The 17126-nt window shown below is 74.8% G+C and carries 16 protein-coding genes; 12 read left to right on the top strand and 4 right to left on the bottom strand.

Going from position 1 to position 17126, the window contains the following annotated elements; all coding sequences use genetic code 11:
* The first annotated feature begins 67 nt into the window (after positions 1-67).
* From ACIP5K_RS15110 to ACIP5K_RS15135, 6 genes are all read left to right on the top strand, one after another.
* A complete protein-coding gene (locus ACIP5K_RS15110) occupies positions 68-1318 on the top strand; it encodes a low temperature requirement protein A (RefSeq protein WP_401409528.1) in 1251 nt (416 codons plus the stop codon).
* A 218-nt stretch (positions 1319-1536) separates the two neighbouring features.
* Positions 1537-2193: a DUF5994 family protein gene (locus tag ACIP5K_RS15115; RefSeq protein WP_401409530.1), complete on the top strand. Its 657-nt coding sequence runs from the start codon at positions 1537-1539 to the stop codon at positions 2191-2193.
* A gap of 7 nt (positions 2194-2200) precedes the next feature.
* Positions 2201-2488, top strand: a complete 288-nt coding sequence (locus ACIP5K_RS15120; protein ID WP_401409531.1) for a hypothetical protein — start codon at positions 2201-2203, stop codon at positions 2486-2488.
* Positions 2489-2525: 37 nt separating this feature from the next.
* Positions 2526-3080, top strand: a complete 555-nt coding sequence (locus ACIP5K_RS15125) for a GNAT family N-acetyltransferase (protein WP_401409532.1) — start codon at positions 2526-2528, stop codon at positions 3078-3080.
* Between the two features lie 152 nt (positions 3081-3232).
* Positions 3233-3634 carry a VOC family protein gene (locus ACIP5K_RS15130; RefSeq protein WP_401409534.1) on the top strand — a complete coding sequence of 134 codons (402 nt, stop codon included), beginning with the start codon at positions 3233-3235 and terminating at the stop codon, positions 3632-3634.
* A gap of 96 nt (positions 3635-3730) precedes the next feature.
* Positions 3731-4192 (top strand): hypothetical protein, encoded by a 462-nt coding sequence (locus ACIP5K_RS15135; RefSeq protein WP_401409536.1) that lies wholly within the window; start codon positions 3731-3733, stop codon positions 4190-4192.
* 134 nt (positions 4193-4326) lie between these two features.
* On the opposite strand, the gene ACIP5K_RS15140 is transcribed toward ACIP5K_RS15135, so the two are convergent.
* Positions 4327-6636, bottom strand: a complete 2310-nt coding sequence (locus tag ACIP5K_RS15140) for an Ig-like domain-containing protein (RefSeq protein WP_401409538.1) — start codon at positions 6634-6636, stop codon at positions 4327-4329.
* 394 nt (positions 6637-7030) lie between these two features.
* On the opposite strand from ACIP5K_RS15140, the gene ACIP5K_RS15145 reads away from it, so the two are divergent.
* The 4 genes from ACIP5K_RS15145 (at position 7031) to ACIP5K_RS15160 (ending at position 12040) form a co-directional block, all read left to right on the top strand.
* Entirely contained in the window at positions 7031-9562 is a 2532-nt protein-coding gene (locus tag ACIP5K_RS15145) for a discoidin domain-containing protein (RefSeq protein ID WP_401409540.1), read from the top strand.
* Between the two features lie 200 nt (positions 9563-9762).
* Positions 9763-10749, top strand: coding sequence for a GNAT family N-acetyltransferase (locus tag ACIP5K_RS15150; RefSeq protein ID WP_401409541.1), 987 nt, complete (start codon positions 9763-9765; stop codon positions 10747-10749).
* Positions 10750-10958: 209 nt separating this feature from the next.
* Positions 10959-11678 (top strand): hypothetical protein, encoded by a 720-nt coding sequence (locus ACIP5K_RS15155; RefSeq protein ID WP_401409543.1) that lies wholly within the window; start codon positions 10959-10961, stop codon positions 11676-11678.
* A 29-nt stretch (positions 11679-11707) separates the two neighbouring features.
* On the top strand, positions 11708-12040 hold the full coding sequence (locus ACIP5K_RS15160) for a hypothetical protein (protein ID WP_401409544.1): 333 nt from the start codon (positions 11708-11710) through the stop codon (positions 12038-12040).
* A gap of 91 nt (positions 12041-12131) precedes the next feature.
* On the opposite strand, the gene ACIP5K_RS15165 is transcribed toward ACIP5K_RS15160, so the two are convergent.
* Entirely contained in the window at positions 12132-12383 is a 252-nt protein-coding gene (locus ACIP5K_RS15165; RefSeq protein ID WP_401409545.1) for a hypothetical protein, read from the bottom strand.
* Between the two features lie 295 nt (positions 12384-12678).
* Here ACIP5K_RS15165 and ACIP5K_RS15170 point away from each other — a divergent pair, with 295 nt between their 5' ends.
* Positions 12679-12999, top strand: a complete 321-nt coding sequence (locus ACIP5K_RS15170; RefSeq protein WP_401409547.1) for a hypothetical protein — start codon at positions 12679-12681, stop codon at positions 12997-12999.
* A gap of 73 nt (positions 13000-13072) precedes the next feature.
* Here the strand turns inward: ACIP5K_RS15170 and ACIP5K_RS15175 are convergent, their stop codons facing one another.
* Positions 13073-15316, bottom strand: coding sequence for a hypothetical protein (locus ACIP5K_RS15175; RefSeq protein WP_401409549.1), 2244 nt, complete (start codon positions 15314-15316; stop codon positions 13073-13075).
* Between the two features lie 112 nt (positions 15317-15428).
* The gene (locus ACIP5K_RS15180) at positions 15429-16106 is read right to left on the bottom strand and encodes a TetR family transcriptional regulator (RefSeq protein ID WP_401409550.1); all 678 of its coding nucleotides are present in this window, start codon (positions 16104-16106) and stop codon (positions 15429-15431) included.
* Positions 16107-16277: 171 nt separating this feature from the next.
* Here ACIP5K_RS15180 and ACIP5K_RS15185 point away from each other — a divergent pair, with 171 nt between their 5' ends.
* Complete coding sequence (locus ACIP5K_RS15185) at positions 16278-17114, top strand: SDR family NAD(P)-dependent oxidoreductase (protein WP_401409552.1); 837 nt, start codon at positions 16278-16280, stop codon at positions 17112-17114.
* The last annotated feature ends 12 nt before the right edge of the window (positions 17115-17126 follow it).

The raw sequence follows: 17126 nt of genomic DNA on the forward strand, positions 1-17126 counted from the left end.
CTCGGCGGGCACCCCGGCCGCACCGGCACCACATGCCGACCGCCCGGCCGCGCCCGATCATCGGTCCATGACGTCCAGCAGCGACACCTCGTCCCCGGACACGGAACCAGCCGCCGGGCACGAGCGGCACGCCGGGTGGAACGAGCTGTTCTTCGACCTGATCGCCGTCGCGGGCGTCGGCCGCCTCGCCCACCTGCTGCACTCCGGCCCGGGCTGGGGCGACCTCGGCCTCTACGCGCTTCTGTACCTGGCGTTCTGGGTGTCCTGGGCCGGTTTCTCCGTCTACGGCGACGTCGCCGCACGGAGCGCCCGCACCAGCACGCTGCTGATCGCCATGCTCGGCATGGCCGTGATGGCCGCCGCGGTCGACGGCATCCACAGCCACGGCTACGGCACCGCGCAGGCCGACGCCTTCGTCATCGCCTACGTCGCCCTGCGCTGGCTCGCCGGGCGCGTCTGGGAGCGCGGCAGCGTCATCACGGACCGGCCCCTCGCCCAGATGGGCGCCGGGGCGCTGCCCTGGCTCGTCTCCCTCTTCGTCGGCGAACCCTGGAAGTACTGGCTGTGGACCCTGGGCCTGGTCGTCGACCTCGTGGTCCTGCTCACCTCCAGCCGGGACCGCGCACTGCGGGCGGCGGAGGAGCAGCAGGCCCGGCGTCCCCGGCACCGGATCCGCGACCCCCGCCGCGGCGACGGAACGCCCCCGCGACTCAGCGAGGCCCGCGTCGACCCCGCCCACCTGGCCGAACGCCTCGGCCTCTACGTCATCGTCGTACTCGGCGAAGGAGTCATCCAGGTCATCGACGCGGCAGCGGAGCACGAGGAGTGGAACCTGCCCCTGGCCGCCGCCGCGCTCGGCTCCTTCGCCCTCCTCGCCGCGATCTGGGCACTCAGCCTGCTCTACGGTGCACGCGGCATCCCCCAACTCCGCGGCAGCGACCTGCCCGCACGCCTGGCGATGCTCCTGCACGCCGCGATCACCGCCGCCATGGCCGCCCTCGCCGCCGCGCTGGGCGTCGCCGTCGCCCACCCCGACACACAGCTGCCCGCGGCCCAGCGCTGGCTCCTCTGCGCCGCCCTGGCCGGCTACTTCACCATCGACCTCGTCGCCGCGCTGACCACGGCTCCGAAAGCGGCATGGGTGGCCGGCTGGGCGGCGCCCTGCATCCTGCTCCCTCTGGCCCTGGGCGCCTTCGGCGCACACCTTCCCACCTGGGCGGTCGTGTGGATCCTCGCGGCCGTCGCCTGCTGGCAGATCCTGTACACCCCCGGCCCGGCCGCCGCCGGACACCCGCGACGGCGACGGACCACCGGCTAGAAGTCCCCCGCCGGGGAGGGCGGTTCGGGGCGACGCGCCGTCGGAGCCGACGGACGGAGCGGGTCCGGGCCCGCCGCCCGGCGTCCCCAACTCGCCCGCAGGAGTACCGTGGAGGGACCAAGGGCATTTCGCACTCCGGCATCCGCGCGGGTCTCGTCCTCGGTGAGCAATGGCATCGGAGGCGGCCACCGCGCCGCTCCCGAAGACGGGTCCGCATCATGACCGCGACCACCACGCCCACACCGGCCACCCGCCCCCCTGCGCCCCCCGCCGCCCGGGTGGCGCTGAAGTCCCCGACGGGAGGGGGCCTGCTGGACGGCGCCTGGTGGCCCCGCTCGCGTGACCTGTCCGCCGAACTCCCCGCGCTGGCCGCCGTGTTGGGGCCGCAGTGGGGGCGGATCACGCGGGTCGCCATCAATCCGATGCTCTGGCCCGTCGTCCCGCGCAAGGTGACCGTGCGCGACCACGTGCTGAAGGTCGGCTGGTTCACCCCCGAACTCGACCCGCACAAGCTGCTGTTGCTCTCCTACCGGTCGGGCCGCTGGGACCTCCTGGTGATCCCGCCCGAGACCGACGACGCGAGCGCCGGCCGGCTGATGGCCGCCGCCTGCGACCCGGAGGGGTCCGCGCTGACCGCCACCGCGCTCATCGCCGCGGAGACGGCGCGCCATGAGGACATCGGCGTCGACGACCGGGCGTGGAGCACGGAGGAGTCGTGGGAGGACGAGGGCGGATCGCACGCCTCCCGCGCTGCCACGGCACCCCCCGCCACTCCCACGGCCACTGCACCCCCCGCCACTCCCACGACTACTGCGCCCCACGCTGCTCCTGCGGCCGACGCACCCCGCGCCGCCGCCGCGACGCCGGGGCGGTGAGGCCGCCGTGGACGCCGCACTCACCGCGGCGGTCTTCCTGCTGCTGATCACCGTGGCCGCGTACGTGATCCACCGCATCAACACCCAGCGCGCCGAGAGGACCGCCTTGCGTACCTACCGCAGCCAACCGTCCGGGCGCCGGGGCCTCGCCGAACCGGGGACGGGGGCCGCGCCGCCGCCCCCGCCCCCGCCGCCGGCCGCCCCCGCCGAACGGCACGACCACCGCGACGGGGGACGCGGCCGCTTCCCGGCCCGCCGCCGCCGCGACCGCACCACGCACAAGCAGGCCCGCTGACCGGGCCGCATCCGCCAGGGCTTTGAGGGGAGTCCGGATGGCCGAGGTGTATCTGCGCAGGCTCACCCGATGGCAGGCCGAGCAGCAGCGTCAGGACGTCGCCGACGTGTACGTCACCGCCTACCGCGGCGCCGCCGGGGCCGAACAGCATGACCGGGGCGGCTTCCTGCGCCGCTTCGAGCGGCACGGGGGACGCGACGGTTTCGACATGACCGTCGCCGACGCGCCGGGGCTGGTCGGCTGCGCCTACGGGTACCGCCTGGACCGCGACGGGGCGTGGTGGAACGACTCCTCCGTCGAGGTGTCGCCGCAGACGGAGGAACTGACGGCGTCCGGGCGGGTGTTCGCGCTCGCCGAGCTGATGGTGCTGCCCGGACACCGCCGCCGGGGTGTCGCGACCCGGCTCGCGGAACTGCTGCTCGCCCGGCACGCGCCCGACCTGGTGGTGGCCGCGGTGGACCCGGACGTGGCCGCGGCCGGGTTCCGGGAGCTGCTGCGCGCCTGGGGCTGGAAGGAACTGCCCGGCACCCGGGCGACGGGCCGGACGGACCGCGACGGCCGCGAGGTGTGGGCGCGCGGCCCCGTGCGCTGAGCGGCCGGGGCCTCCCGGGGGCCGGGCCGGATCGCGCCACCCGTCCGGCGGCGCTGCCGGACGCCCGCGTCCCGCGCCCCCGGGCGGACACGGTGCCGAAGATCCGGCCGGCCCCTGTACGTGGCGCCTCCTCTCGGAGATCCTTCGTAGCTGTGACAGACACGCCTCGCACCGACCCATGGCCCACGGGCATCAGCGCGATCACCCTCTTCGCCGAGGATCTGGACGCCACGAAACGGTTCTACCGGGAGGTCTTCGGACTGCCGGTGGCCTTCGAGGACGACAACTCGGCCGTCTTCGAATTCGGCAACACCCTCATCAACCTGCTGACGTCCGCGGCGGCGCCCGAACTCATCGCACCCGCCCACGCCGCCCGGGCCGACGCCGGGTCCCGCCTGGTGCTCACCCTCCCCGTCGCGGACGTGGACGCGATGTGCGCCGAACTGGCCGCCCGCGGCGTGACGCTGCTCAACGGACCCATGGACCGGCCCTGGGGCATCCGGACCGCCAGTTTCCGCGACCCCGGCGGCCACATCTGGGAGATCGCCAAGTGACCGCCTGACGGCACCCCGGGCGGCCGGACGGCGCGGCACGGAGTTGCGGCGCGGGCACGCACGGCCGAGGGTGAGCGGTGAGTCCCTGGAGGCGCTGTGCTCGAAGTGGAACCCGTGCCGGACGAGGCGGCGGCCGACCTCTACCGCGCGCTGTACGCCGGACTGCCCGGGCCCGTCCCCGACCTCGTGCGGGAGGCGTCCGGGCCGGCTCCGACGGAGGTCGTGGCGGCCCGTGAGGCGGGCGAGCTGGTGGGCTGGGCCGAGCTCTTCCCCGCCCCGGGGGAACCCGGCGCCGCGGTGCTGCAATGGCTGCTGTCCGACCGGGAGCGGCAGCGCATCACCAGCGGCTTCACCACCGCACACCCGGCGAGCCCCGCCGAGATCGACGTGCTGTGCGCCCTGGCGTCGGCAGCGGCGGACCGTGCCCGCGCGGCGGGACACACCGACCTGCGCTGGTGGCCGGCGGAACCCGGGTTCGCGGAGGGCATCGCGGCTGCCCTGGGCGCCGAGCCGGTCGTCGACGCCGAGGGATGGCGCTCGTACCGCCTGCGCCTCTGAGCCGTACCGCCTGCGCCTCTGAGACGTCCCTGCGTCTGCGACCTCCGGGACGCCCCCGCGCCTTCGAGGCGTCGCCCCGGCCCGGGCGGGTACCGCACGCGCAGCACGCGCGCGGCCCCGCCCGGTCCGATCGCCTACGTCACCCTGGGCCTGAGCAGGGTGATCTTCGAGGCGCCCTGTTCGGTCACGTACAGCGTGCCCTTGGCCGTGTCCTCCGTGATGTCCAGCGGCTGCTGGAAACCGGTGAACCCGGTGATGCCCGTCGTGGGCGCGGACAGCCGCCCCTGCGCGTCGACGCCGAACACCTCGATGTCCTGGCCGCTGCTGTACCGGACCACGAGGAGCCTGCCCGTGAGCGCGCCGCCGAAGGCGGTGCCGCGGTACTCGACGGCCCCGTCCGCGGAGGCGTGCAGACCGGCGTCGTACATGCCGGCCGTGTCCAGGTTCCGGTCGGGCTGGGTGCCCACCGGATAGCCGGTGACCTCGAACGGAGTGGTGCCCGATGTGGGGTTGCCGCCGGCCAGCACCCACTCGCAGCGCGACGGGTTCGGATGCCCGTAGTACCGGTTCTTCCTGACGTCGAAGACGTAGTCGGTCTCCGCGACCGGGACGGAGGTGAGCCCCGGGACGGCCGGGCCCGTGTACGCCCCGGCCGTCGCCGCGTCGATCCGGCGGGTGCAGGCGGCGGGCAGCGGGGACGGCGTGGCGGGGGTGTTGCCCCCGGCCGCCGACCCGTTGGTGGGCGTGTAGAGGTGGCCGTTGGTGTGCCACACCAGGTCGTACGCGTTGCGCACGCCCGTCGCGTAGAGGGTCAGCGGCGCACCGGCCGCGTACGGGTCGTACGTCCCCGGGCTCTCGGTCCGCACGTCGACGGCGCCCGACGCCGGGAGCTTGGCCGGGTCGAGCCGCAGCACGGCCGCGTTGAGCAGGTGCTCGGGGCGGTTGCCCCAGGTCGCGTCGGCGGCCCCCATGGCGTTGTTGGCGCCCTGCGTCACGTACAGGGCGCCGTCCGGCCCGAAGGCCAGGGAGTTGGTCTCGTGGTCCTTCACCGAGCGGGGCAGGTGGCTGATCACCTCGGTGTACGTGCCGAGCCCGGGACCGCTCAGCCGGGCGATGCTGCTCGACCAGTCCGGCTCGTTCGGGGTGCCACCGGCGTACATGGTGTTGGAGGTGATCCACAGGACCGGGGCGGCCGCCGTGGAGGACGGGTCGAACGCCATCCCGATGACGGAGCGGTTGGGCGCGCCCGGCAGCCCGCGGGCCGTCGCGTCGGTGCGCACGGTCGAGATCGTCTCCGCGCCGCTCAGGGTGCCGTCGGCGGCGATGGCGTACCGCATGATGTACCCGTCGAGCGTCGACGCGTACAGCTTGCCGTCGGGGCCCTTCAGTACGGAGGCGAAGCTCCGGCCCGTCGCCGACGTGGCCACCTTGTCGAAGGCGACGGTCCCGGTGCCGCCGCCCGCGCCGGTGGTGAACACCGAGCTCCACGGCGTGAACGCCCGGCCGTCCAGGTCCTCGGCGCCGCTGGTGACCGTGAAGCGGTAGCGGGTGTTCGGCTTGAGGCCCGTCGTCGGCGAGAGGTTGATGACGTCGCCGCCGCCGCTGGTCAGCACGTGGGCGGGGACGGCCGCGCCGGTCGCCGACTCCTCCAGCCGGACCGTGTCGGAGGTCAGACTCGCGGCGTCCACGCCGGGACCCACCAGCCGCAGGTCCGCGACGACGCTGCCGGTCGGCGCCGCGCCGGTCGCCGTGTTCGCCGGGGTCACCGTCCTGACCTCGGGGTGGGCCGCGGCGTCGGTGAGCGGGGCGACGCTCACGTACGCGATCTTCGTGTTGGTGCCGCCCAGCGGACTGACCGTCAGCCGGCCGTCCGCCACGGTCACGTGGACGGTGCTCGTCCGGTACCGGCCGCTGGACGTGGGGACGAACCCGTCGACCGCGTTCTGGTTCTCGACCTGGAGCGCGTGGGCGCTGTCCACGCTCGTGGCGTCGCCCACCGCGACCGTCACCGTGTACGTGCCGTCGGGGACGGCCATCTCCCACCGGCCCGGCGTCTTCACACCGGCCGACGAGGCGGGCAGCTGCATGTGCACGAAGGTGGCGAGGAGCCGGTCGGGCTCGGCACTGCCCCGGTCCCGGCCGTTGCCCGTCAGGTCGAGCGGGGTGCTGTTCGTCAGCCCCACCCAGCCGTAGGCGAGCCCGGTGCCCTGGCCCGCGCCGGTCCGGGCGCCGTAGGCCTGCCCGTAGTCGAGGGCGTAGCCGCTCACGGGCACGGTGGTCGCGGTGCCGAAGTCGACCTTCGCCGAGAAGGTGGTGTCCGCCCGTGCCTGCGCGGGAGCCGCGAGGACGACACCGATGAGGGACAGGACGAGCAGGAAGCCCGCCGTCCGGGGCGACGGCCGGCCGGGCACGCGCCCGCGTCTTCGAAGGCGTAATACGGTCACGGTCTTCTCCTGTCGGAAGGGGAACCCGCCCCGACGCGTGCCGACCGGCTCCCGGCCCGCCGGGGCCGCCGGCCGATCCGGGTCCGCCCGTCGCCGCGCCCAGGGCCTTGCCGTGCCCATGACTGCCCCGGGCGCGGTGATCCAAGCGGCGGCCGTGCGGTCGATCGCAGCGGGCACGACACCTGTGTGCGCGGCCCCTACTGAGGAGGTATCAGTCCGTCTGCGCCCGGGCCCGGGCGTGCACTACTGCGCCGGGCCGGGGAGTCCGCCACCGCGTCGCGCCCGGGCGCCGGACTCGGCCGATTGGCGGGAGAACGCCCTTTACACCCTCCCGTCCCATTGGCATGGTCATGCCCTCATCTGCGCGACTGTCGCGCACCTCTGGGGGGACCCCATGCTGACCCGTCTGTTCACGCCCTTCCTGCCCGGCAGACTCAGATCCACCGGCCTCATCGCCCTGGCGCTCGCCGCCGTCGTCGCCGCGCTGCTCCCGCTGACCGGCGGCGGCCCGGCCACCGCGGCCGCCGGCGCCGGTGCCCCCGACCCCCGGCACCCGATGAGAGCGCCGCACGAACTCGTGGTGCCGGCCGACGCCATGGAACCCACCGCCCCCGTCCTGCCGAGGGACGGCTGGACCGTGTCCGCGAGCGACGAGGAGACGGCGGCCGAGAACGGGCGCGCCGCGAACGTGCTCGACGGCAGCACCGCCACCCTCTGGCACAGCAGGTGGAGCGGCACGGCGGCGCCGCTGCCGCACACCCTCACCGTCGACATGCACCGCACGGCCGTCGTGTCCGCGCTCGTCTACCAGCCGCGCACCAACAGCCCCAACGGCAGGGTCGGTTCGTACTCCATCCAGCTGAGCACCGACGGGACGAGCTGGGGATCCGCCGTCGCGTCCGGCACCCTCGGCGACGACGCCACCGCCAAGACCCTGAGCTTCGCCGCGCAGGGCGCACGCTACGTACGGCTCACCGCGACGAGCGAGGCGGGCAACCGCGGCCCCTGGTCGTCCGCCGCCGAGATCAACCTCCTCGGCGACCCCGGCTCGCCCGCCTCCGTGGTCGACCTGCCGCGCACGGGCTGGACCGCGACGGCGAGCGACGAGGAGGTGAGCGCCTCGGCGAACGCCGCCGCCAACGTCCTCGACGGCGACCCCGACACCCTCTGGCACAGCCGCTACTCGGGTACCGCCGCACCCCTGCCGCACAGCATCACCGTCGACATGAAGAGCGCCCGCGACGTGTCCGCCCTGACCTACCAGCCGCGCAGGTCCGGGGCGAACGGCCGGATCGGCGCCTACACGGTCACGACCAGCACGGACGGCACCACGTTCGGCACCCCGGTCGCGAGCGGCACCTGGAAGGACGACGACACCGTCAAGGGAGCCACCTTCTCCCGCACGGTCAGCGCGCGGTACGTACGCCTGACCGCCACCACCGAGGCGGGCGGACGCGGACCGTGGTCCTCGGCGGCGGAGATCCGGCTCAGCGGCCCGGCGAACCCGGCGACCGCCGGCTCCTGGGGCCGGGTCACCGGCTTCCCGCTGGTTCCCGTCGCCACCGCCCTGCTGCCGAACAACAAGCTCCTGGCCTGGTCCGCGTACGGCGTCGACCGCTTCGGCGGCAGCAACGGCTACACCCAGACGGCGATCATGGATCTCGGCACCGGGGCCGTCACCCAGCGGCGCGTCGACAACACCCGGCACGACATGTTCTGCCCCGGCATCGCGGTCCTGAAGGACGGCCGGGTCCTGGTCACCGGCGGCAGCAACGCCGAACGGGCCAGCCTCTACGATCCGGCCACCGACTCCTGGTCGGCCACCGCCGACATGAACATCGCCCGCGGATACCAGGCCATGACGCTGCTCTCCAACGGCGACGCCTTCGTCCTCGGCGGCTCCTGGAGCGGCGGCCAGGGCGGCAAGGACGGCGAGGTCTGGTCGCCGGACACCGGCACCTGGCGCAAGCTGCCGGGCGTCCCGGTGACCACCACCATGACCGCCGACCCGGCCGGCCCCTACCGCGCCGACAACCACCAGTGGCTGCACGCGACGTCGAACGGCCGCGTCCTCCAACTGGGACCCAGCAAGCAGATGAACTGGATCTCCACCCAGGGGGACGGCTCCGTCACCGCCGCCGGGACGCGCGCCGACAGCGCGGACGCCATGAACGGCAACGCCGTCGCGTACGACATCGGCAAACTGCTCACGCTGGGCGGCGCGACCGCCTACGAGAACACGACGGCCACCCGGCGCGCGTACACCGTCGACCTGGGCGGCGGCACACCGGTCGCGACGCGCACCGGCGACATGGACTTCGCCCGGTCCTTCAGCAACAGCGTGGTCATGCCGGACGGCAAGGTCGCCGTGTTCGGCGGGCAGTCCTACCCGGTGCCGTTCAGCGACGCGACCTCCTCCCTCACCCCGGAGATCTGGGATCCGGCGACCGGACGATTCACCCGCATGGCGAGCATGGCCGTGCCGCGCAACTACCACAGCGTGGCCAACCTGCTGCCCGACGGGCGCATCTTCTCCGGCGGCGGCGGCCTGTGCGGCGACTGCGCCACCAACCACGCCGACGGGGCCGTCTTCACCCCGCCCTACCTGCTCAACGCCGACGGCACCGAGCGCACCCGGCCCGCCATCACCGGCACCGTGCCCGCGCACGTGGCCAACGGGGCGACCGTCCCCGTGACCACCGACTCGGCGGTCACCTCCTTCGTCCTGGTGCGGGCCGGGGCGGCCACCCACTCCACGGACAACGACCAGCGCCGCGTACCGCTCACCTTCACCCGGGACAGCGCGACCTCCTACACCCTCAGCGTCCCCTCCGACCCGGGAGTGGCGCTGCCCGGCAGCTACCTGCTGTTCGCGCTCGACGCGGCCGGCGTGCCGAGCAGGGCCCGGATGGTCACCGTGGGCTGACCCGCACCCGGCGCGGCCACCCGCCGCGTCCGCCCGATGTGCCCGGCCGGGAGGAACCGGCCGGGCACATCGCCGCGTCCGGCACCTCCGCCGACGCGCAAAAGCCGTTGTCGCTCGCGGACCCGCCTGAGATGATCACCCGCGGCCGGCCACCCGGGTGGACCGGCCGTCATCCCCCTCCTCCCCTCGAAGGCGACTGCATGACGTTCCCGAGCGGTTCCGCTCCTCGATTCTCCCCGATACCGGGTCCCGGTGCCGCACTGGACCGGGTCCTGGCCCTCCCCTCCACCGAGCCCGTGTGGCGGCTGTCCGCCGACGCGTACCGGGAGGAGGCCGCCCTGCGCCAGTACCGGCCGGAGTGGACCTGGGCCGCCCACGGCGACGACGGCCGGGTCCTGGCCCGCGCGCTGTGGTGGGGGCAGAGCGACAGCGCGTACCCGCTGGCGCTCGACTGCCTGGCGACGGCCGACGAGGTGCCGCCCGACGAACGGGCCGCGCTGGCCGCGGCGCTCCTCGAAGCGGGGCACCGCGCCTTCCGCGGGGCGGGCGCGCGGACGCCGCCGCTGTACAACCTCCTGCGCCTGCCCGGCTCCTGGCGGGACGACCCCGCGCACGCCCGCGCCGTGGCCTGGCGCCAGGATGCCGCCCGGCGCGCGGGACTGGGCGTCGAGGTGGAGCGGTTGCAGTTCGAGTGGACGCCCGACGTGCCGCTGCCCGCCGCGCCCGAGCGGCTGGTGTTCTCCCCGGAGCCGGACGACGAGGTCTTCCTCGCGGCGATGACCCGGGTCGCCGAGGGCACGCTCGACGCCCAGACCGTGGAGAGCGAGGCCGCGAGCGGCCGGGAGGCCGCCGCCCGGGAGAACCTGGCGTTCTACCTCGACCGCCCCGGCGCGCGGGAGTGGTGGCGCCTCGCCCACACCCCCGACGGCGCCCTCGCCGGCCTCGCGATCCCCTCCGCCACCCCGTACCACCGCAACGTCGGCTACCTCGGCGTCGTCCCGGAACTGCGCGGCCGCGGCTACGTGTCGGAGATCCTCGCCGCCATCACCCGGTTCCAGGCCGAGGACGGCGCGGACCGCGTCACCGCCACCACCGACCTCGCCAACCACCCCATGGCGGCGGCCTTCGCCCGCGCCGGGTACCGGAACACGGAGACGCGGATCAACTTCTCCGTCCCGGCGCAGTAGCGGCGACGCGTCCGGCGCGGGGGCATCGGACGTCACTCCTTTGCCACGCGGGCGCCGCCGACGGGGAAAGGCGGTGGGGGCGCCCGGTGCCGCCCCGCGCGGGGGCGCGGTGGCCGGGCGGGCGACGAGCGGCCCGTTACGGAAGTGCCGTCGGGTGGCATACCTGGCAGGGTCTTCCGACTGTCGCCTGGAATGTGGATGTGATGTTGATGCGCGCCTCGAAAACGCTGTTGAGCGCCGCGATGCTGGTGGTGCTGGGACCCGGTGCCGCGGCCGTCGCGGCGAAGCCGGGACCGCCCTCGCCCGACGCGTCGTTCGTCTCGACGCGCACCGCGGTGGTGGTCACGGAGCTGGGCGCGCAGGAGATCACCGTCGACACGGCCTCCACGCTGACGGTCACCGGCCGCCTGGTGGAGGGGGAGACGCTCACCTATCCGCTGGCCCGCCTGGCGCTGGCCGTGGAGGCTTCCGGCCGGTCGGGGACCGGCGCGCACCGCTGCAACACGGTCACCACCGACCAGGGCCGCTTCTCCTGCACCTTCCACACGGCGGCGCACGAAGTATCCGGTGTGGCGGTGCGGTTCGCCGGCAACGCCCTGTTCGCGCCGGCCGAGGCCACCACCAGCATCGCCGCCGCCCCGACGGCGACACCGCCGCGCACCCCGGTGCCGACGCCCACCCCCGCCGCCGCGACGCCCTCGCCGACCCCGGCGGCCGCGACCCCGCCACCCGCACCGGCGGCCGCGACCCCGTCGGCCACCCCGGCTGCTCCCACGCCGTCGTCCAGTGCGTCCCCCGCCGCGGCTCCCGGCCCTTCCGTTCCGCCATCGGAGGGAGCGACGCCGACCGCGTCCGCCCCGGCGCCGGCCCGGACCCCGGCGCCCGCCCCCAGCACCTCATCGGGTGTCCCCGGCGCGCCCACGCCGTGATCCGGCCCTGACGGGGGCAGGGTCGGAGGATGGACAACTCCTCCCGCTCCCCGCGCCGTACCCGAGTGTTCCTGCTGCCTGCCGTGCTCGCGCTGCCCTGCGTGCTCGCCGGGACGGCGCAGGCGGCCACCCCTGCCCAGCCCGACGGTCCCGGCACCGTGACCGCCCGCGAGGCGTCCGCGCCGGCCGGGACCGACGGCCCCTGGTTCCAGCGGACGACGCTCGACCTCGGCGGTGACCAGATCGCCTACTCGCGCACCCTGTCCGGGTTCGACGCGACGGGCGCGTACTTCCGCACCCAAGCCCTGCACCTCGGCGGCGCCGGCGGCCCGCGCTACGAGGAGACCGCCTCGCACTCCTGACGGCATGGCTGTGCCCCGCAACCCGGATGAGGTTGCGGGGCACACACCCGGCCCGACGGGCTCAGCGCCCGTCAGACCGGAATGGACCGCGTCAGGAGTGCGAGCCCGTGGTGTTGCCAGTGGCGCCCGTCGGGCCGGCCTGCTTCGTCGTGGTCTTGAAGTAGGCCTTGCCGTCGGGGGTGAAGCCGCTGACGGTGCTCGAGGTCATGCCACCGCTGGAGTTCGCCGAGTTCTGCGACTTGTTGTACGCGGGGCCGTCGTGCGCGGAGGCCATACCCGCGGCACCGATGACCAGGGGGGTGACAAGAGCACCGACAGCGACGTACTTGGCAATGCTGCGCATCTGATGCGGTCCTTTCAGGGTTTGCCGGCCTGGAGCTCCTCGATGCGATGGACTGCATCGGGATGGCGAAGACGGCCACGCTCCGCCGCAACACACATTGCCCGCACTCGTGACAGCGCGCATCCGCAAGGGTCCCGGAGAGTGACGGACCCCCGGCCGCACCCCGTCCTTGCCCCGGCCCGCGGGCCAGGGATCGCGCGACGCGGAGACAGACGGCACGCTGAACCGGGGCGGCTGCGCCACACCCCGGGCAGGCGCCTCCCGCATGTTCACGCACCCTTCCCAAGGAGACGCTGTGCCCGTTCGCATCCCGCTCGTCGTGCTCGCCGCCGCCGCCCTCGCCACGGGTTCCGCCGTGGCCGCCCACGCCGACGACGGCATCCCGCAGACCACGCAGTACTGCCGGATCGTCAGCCTGACGGCCGACGGCGGACCGCAGGAGACCGTCACCTCCGTGCCCCGGCCGCTGAGCGCCGCCGAGTGCCGCGAACAGGGCGGCAGCGTCACCGACACCCCGCCCGTCGCCTTCGGCAACTCCGATCTGGACACGGACGGTTGGGCCGATCCGACGGACACCGCCTTCCCCACCGCCACGGGCTTCACGATGACGCCCTGACGGTCCGACACGGCGACGGCGGCGGGCCCCCACGTCCTCGTGGGGGCCCGCCGCCGTCACCCGCCCGCTCGGCTCAGCGGCGGCGCTGCCTGCGGGTGACGACGACCGTGCCCGCGCAGATCGCGAGGAGCGCGGCCGCGAACACGGCGAGCGCCGTGGTGCCGCTCTCGGCGAGGCTGCCCCCGCCGCCGTGGCCCGGACGGGGGGCGGGCGGTGCCGGCTCCGTCGGGGGAGCCGGGGCGGGCGCCGAGGCGGACGGTGCGGGGGAGCCGGGCGGGGCCGGCGAGTCGGTGGGGCCGGGGGAGTCGGACGGGGCCGGCGAGTCGGTGGGGCCGGGGGAGTCGGACGGGGCCGGCGAGTCGGTGGGGCCGGGCGAGTCCGTGGGGCTGGGGGAGCCGGTCGGGCCCGGCGAATCCGTCGGGCCCGGTGAGTCCGTCGGGGTGGGCGAGTCGGTGGGGGAGTCGGTGGGTGTCGGGGTGGGGGTGAGGACCGGGACGTCCACCGTGCAGGACTCCGCGGCACGCCGGCGCGGCGGGGCGGGCGCGGAGTCGGCGCAGCCGCCGCCCTCGGTGTCCGTGGCCACCACGTTGCGCAGCGTCCCGTCCCCGCTCACCGGGTCGTGCACGGTGACGCTGTAGATGACCGTGGCGGTGTCCCCCGGGGCGAGGTCCCCGCTCCAGTCGAGCCGGTCGCCGGTGCGGACCACGGTCCCGGTGGAGGCCACCGCGTCGTCGTTGTAGCGGGCGTCGTCGAGCACCCCGCCCAGCTCGTCCGAGAACCGCGCCGGTGCGTACGGGATGTTGCCGGTGTTCATCGCCTTCACCGTGTACGTCACCGTGTCACCGGGGTCCGCGTCCGAAGGGGTGGCCGTCTTGGTGAGGGTCAGGCGCGGGCGCGGGGTGAACACCGGGACCGTCGCGCTCGACGGGTTCGAGGGGACCTCCGCGCCGCCGGGGCTGAGGCCCCGCGCCGTCGCGGTGTTCACGATCGTGCCGCGCGCGGCGTCGTCGTCGGTGACGACGTACGTGCCGGTGCACTCCATCGAGGCGTCGGGGCCGCCGGCCGCGCCCAGCGTGCTCCGCGGGCAGGTGATGTCCCGCACCAGCGGGTCCGTCACCGTGATCGACGAGAGCTCCTCGGCCGAGGTGTTGGTGACCAGGAAGGCGTACGGCACGGTGTCTCCCGCGCGGTACGGCGTGTGCGCCGGGGCGGGCGTGGCGGACACGGTCTTCACCAGGTTGAGGCTGTCGAGGTTCTCCACCGACCGGGCCGTCAGGCCGCGCAGCAGATGGGTGTCGGTCAGCCCGCCGGTGGAGCCCGAGAACCCGAACTTGTAGGTCCTGGGCGCCTCCGTGGGCATCCGGCGGGTCAGCACCGTACGGAAACCGCCGCCGTCCTTGAAGTCCATCTCGACGGTCACCAGCGGCCGCGGCTCGGCGCTGACCGTGACCCGCGCGGTACGCAGCGCCTCCTCCGGCTCGTCCGTCGAGGCGCGCAGCGGGCCGGGCAGGTCGGATGTGTACCCGGCGATGTTCGAGTCGTCCCGCACGAGGGTGCCGGCCAGGTAGCAGTACCCGTCCAGGCCCTGCCCCGGGCCGCGCAGCACCACGGAGTCCGGCACGATGTTGAAGCCGTTGACAGGGGAGGCGTCGGAACCGGTGCAGCCGTTGCCCCGGTTCTCCGCGTCGTTGGCGAAGTTGCCGTACGCGTCGAGCCCGACACCGAGGTAGCCGCCGTCGACGCCGGGCGTCAGATTGCGCTGGGCGTACCCGAGCGAGCCGCCCTCCGCGCCCGTGGAGGTGAGGTCGACCGACCCGTCCACCAGGAAGAACCCGATGCCGTCCGCGCCGTTGCCGCCGTACTGGAACTGGTCGAACGTGACCTGGAGTCCGCCGTTGCCCGGCAGCGGGCGGTTGTAGAGCAGCCCGCCGCGCCGGTAGTTGCCCTGGTCCGTGAGTTGCAGCCAGCCCGGGGTGCGGCCGGCGGGCGGCACCGGCGCCGTCTGCTGGTCCGCGTCCGAGCAGGGGCCCGTGGCCGACCGCCCGGCCGGCGGATCCGTCGCCGCGCCCGTCAGGCACGTCGAGTTCAGCGGGACGAATCCCGGGTCCGCGACGGAGGTCCCGGTGAAGTCCTCCTGGAGCAGGTCGGAACCGGCGACGGGCGCCGCGGCGAGCGAGGCGGACACGGGCAGGGCCAGCGCGGCGGCGGCGAACACGCACCCGGCCACCGCCGCGCCCGCGACGACGCGCGGTCCGACGGGACGCGGTCCGACGGGACGCGGCCCGGCGCGGCGCGTGAGGAATGCTCTTCGGGTCATCGTCGGACGGTATGTCCGCTGACGATCTGTCAGGTGAGCCGCGCGGCATGTCCGGCGGAAGGGCTCCGGTCGCCTCCCCGACCTCACCCGCGTGGACCACCGGGGCTGCCGGTCAGCCGGCGGCGCGGGCGACGGTGCCCGCGACGAGGGTGGTCAGCAGGTCCTGGAGGGCGGGGGCGAAGTCCAGCCGGAACGCCGTGAGGGAGGGGTCCGTCCGGTAGGCCGCGAGCATCGCCTCGGAGGGGCGGGCGTGCGTCCACACGGCCCCGATCGTCATGATCAGGGATGCGGCCAACCGGCCGGACCGGTCGCCGAGTTCGGGGAGATGGCGCTCCAGCAGCGCCGCGATGGCGGTGACGTTCGCCATCGCCGCCCGCTTGTGGCGCGCGGCGACCTCGGCCGAGACGTTGTGCTCCAGCACGCCCGCCTGCGCGCTCATCAGGTCGCACAGGACGCGGCGCTCGGCGAGCGAGCCGGTCACGGCGGCGGCGAGCTGCTCCCCGCGCCGGGCGACGGGCGCGTCCCGGTCGACGCCCGCGTCCAGGGCGGCGGGGAGGTCGGCGATCCACTGCCGCCAGGCGTGGTCGAGGAGCTCCAGCAGGACCGCCTCGCGGGACTCGAAGTAGCGCAGCACGTTGGACTTCGCCAGGCCGACGCGCCGGCTCAGCTCGTTCAGGCTGACGGCGGCCACGGGCATCTCGTCGAGCATGGCGGCGGCCGTGTCCAGGACGGCCCGGCGCCGGATCTCGCGCTGCTCCTCGCTGCGGGCGCGCTGGAAGTTCGTCGTCATGGACCCATATTACAGACTGCCGGTCTTTTGACAGCAGACCGCCGGTCCCTTACGTTGTGAGAGCGCCAACAGACCGCCGGTCTGAAATATCCCGGGTGTCCTGGCCGCACCCCGGGCGGCCTTCGGCCCGCCCCCACCACCCCCCTCCAAAAAAACGAAACGAGGACAGCCATGTCCAGGGTCTGGTTCGTCACCGGAAGCTCCCGCGGCCTGGGCCGCGCCATCGCCGTCGCCGCGCTGGAGGCGGGCGACCGCGTCGTCGCCACCGCCCGCACCCCCGAGCGGCTCGCCGACCTGGTCGCCGCGTACGGCGAGCGCGTCCACCCCGTCGCCCTCGACGTCACCGACGAGGCCGCCGTGCGGCGCGCCGTCCGGGAGGGGCTGGAGACCTACGGCCGCTACGACGTCGTCGTCAACAACGCCGGATACGGGAATCTCGCCTCCGTGGAGGACACCACGACGGAGGCCTTCCGCGCCCAGATCGACACCAACTTCTACGGGGTCGTCCACGTCAGCCGGGCGATGGCGCCGATCCTGCGCGAGCAGGGCGGCGGGCACCTCCTCCAGGTGTCCTCGCTCGGCGGCCGGATCACCTCCCCGGGGCTGTCCGCCTACCAGAGCGCCAAGTGGGCCGTCGGCGGCTTCTCCCTCGCCCTCGCCCAGGAACTGGCCCCCTTCGGTGTCAAGGTCACCGTCCTGGAGCCGGGCGCCATGCGCACCGACTGGGCCGGCTCCTCCATGACCGTGCCGCCCGTGAGCGAGCCCTACCGGCGGACCGTCGGGGCCTTCGCGGACATGATCCGGGACCGGGACCCCGAGGCCGCGGCGGCGCACTCCGCGGACCCCGCCCGGGTGGCGCGCGTCGTCGTCGACCTCGCCGGCCGCGCCGACGCCCCCACCCGGCTGCTCCTCGGCCGCGACGCGGTCCGCTACTGGGAGGACGCTTCGAAGGCGCTCGCCGCGTGCGACGACGCCTGGCGTCCGGTCTCCGAGTCCGCCTGGGCCTGACCGAGGGCGCCC

It is taken from the genome of Streptomyces sp. NPDC088785, from assembly GCF_044750685.1.
Lineage (GTDB): Bacteria > Actinomycetota > Actinomycetes > Streptomycetales > Streptomycetaceae > Streptomyces.

What these genes read in the sequence shown, in the direction of transcription:
- ACIP5K_RS15110 (WP_401409528.1), top strand. Translation starts at nt 68, where the DNA reads ATGACGTCCAGCAGCGACACCTCGTCCCCGGACACGGAACCAGCCGCC.
- ACIP5K_RS15115 (WP_401409530.1), top strand. Translation starts at nt 1,537, where the DNA reads ATGACCGCGACCACCACGCCCACACCGGCCACCCGCCCCCCTGCGCCC.
- ACIP5K_RS15125 (WP_401409532.1), top strand. Translation starts at nt 2,526, where the DNA reads ATGGCCGAGGTGTATCTGCGCAGGCTCACCCGATGGCAGGCCGAGCAG.
- ACIP5K_RS15145 (WP_401409540.1), top strand. Translation starts at nt 7,031, where the DNA reads ATGCTGACCCGTCTGTTCACGCCCTTCCTGCCCGGCAGACTCAGATCC.
- ACIP5K_RS15150 (WP_401409541.1), top strand. Translation starts at nt 9,763, where the DNA reads ATGACGTTCCCGAGCGGTTCCGCTCCTCGATTCTCCCCGATACCGGGT.
- ACIP5K_RS15155 (WP_401409543.1), top strand. Translation starts at nt 10,959, where the DNA reads ATGCGCGCCTCGAAAACGCTGTTGAGCGCCGCGATGCTGGTGGTGCTG.
- ACIP5K_RS15160 (WP_401409544.1), top strand. Translation starts at nt 11,708, where the DNA reads ATGGACAACTCCTCCCGCTCCCCGCGCCGTACCCGAGTGTTCCTGCTG.
- ACIP5K_RS15165 (WP_401409545.1), bottom strand. Translation starts at nt 12,383, where the DNA reads ATGCGCAGCATTGCCAAGTACGTCGCTGTCGGTGCTCTTGTCACCCCC.
- ACIP5K_RS15175 (WP_401409549.1), bottom strand. Translation starts at nt 15,316, where the DNA reads ATGACCCGAAGAGCATTCCTCACGCGCCGCGCCGGGCCGCGTCCCGTC.
- ACIP5K_RS15180 (WP_401409550.1), bottom strand. Translation starts at nt 16,106, where the DNA reads ATGACGACGAACTTCCAGCGCGCCCGCAGCGAGGAGCAGCGCGAGATC.
- ACIP5K_RS15185 (WP_401409552.1), top strand. Translation starts at nt 16,278, where the DNA reads ATGTCCAGGGTCTGGTTCGTCACCGGAAGCTCCCGCGGCCTGGGCCGC.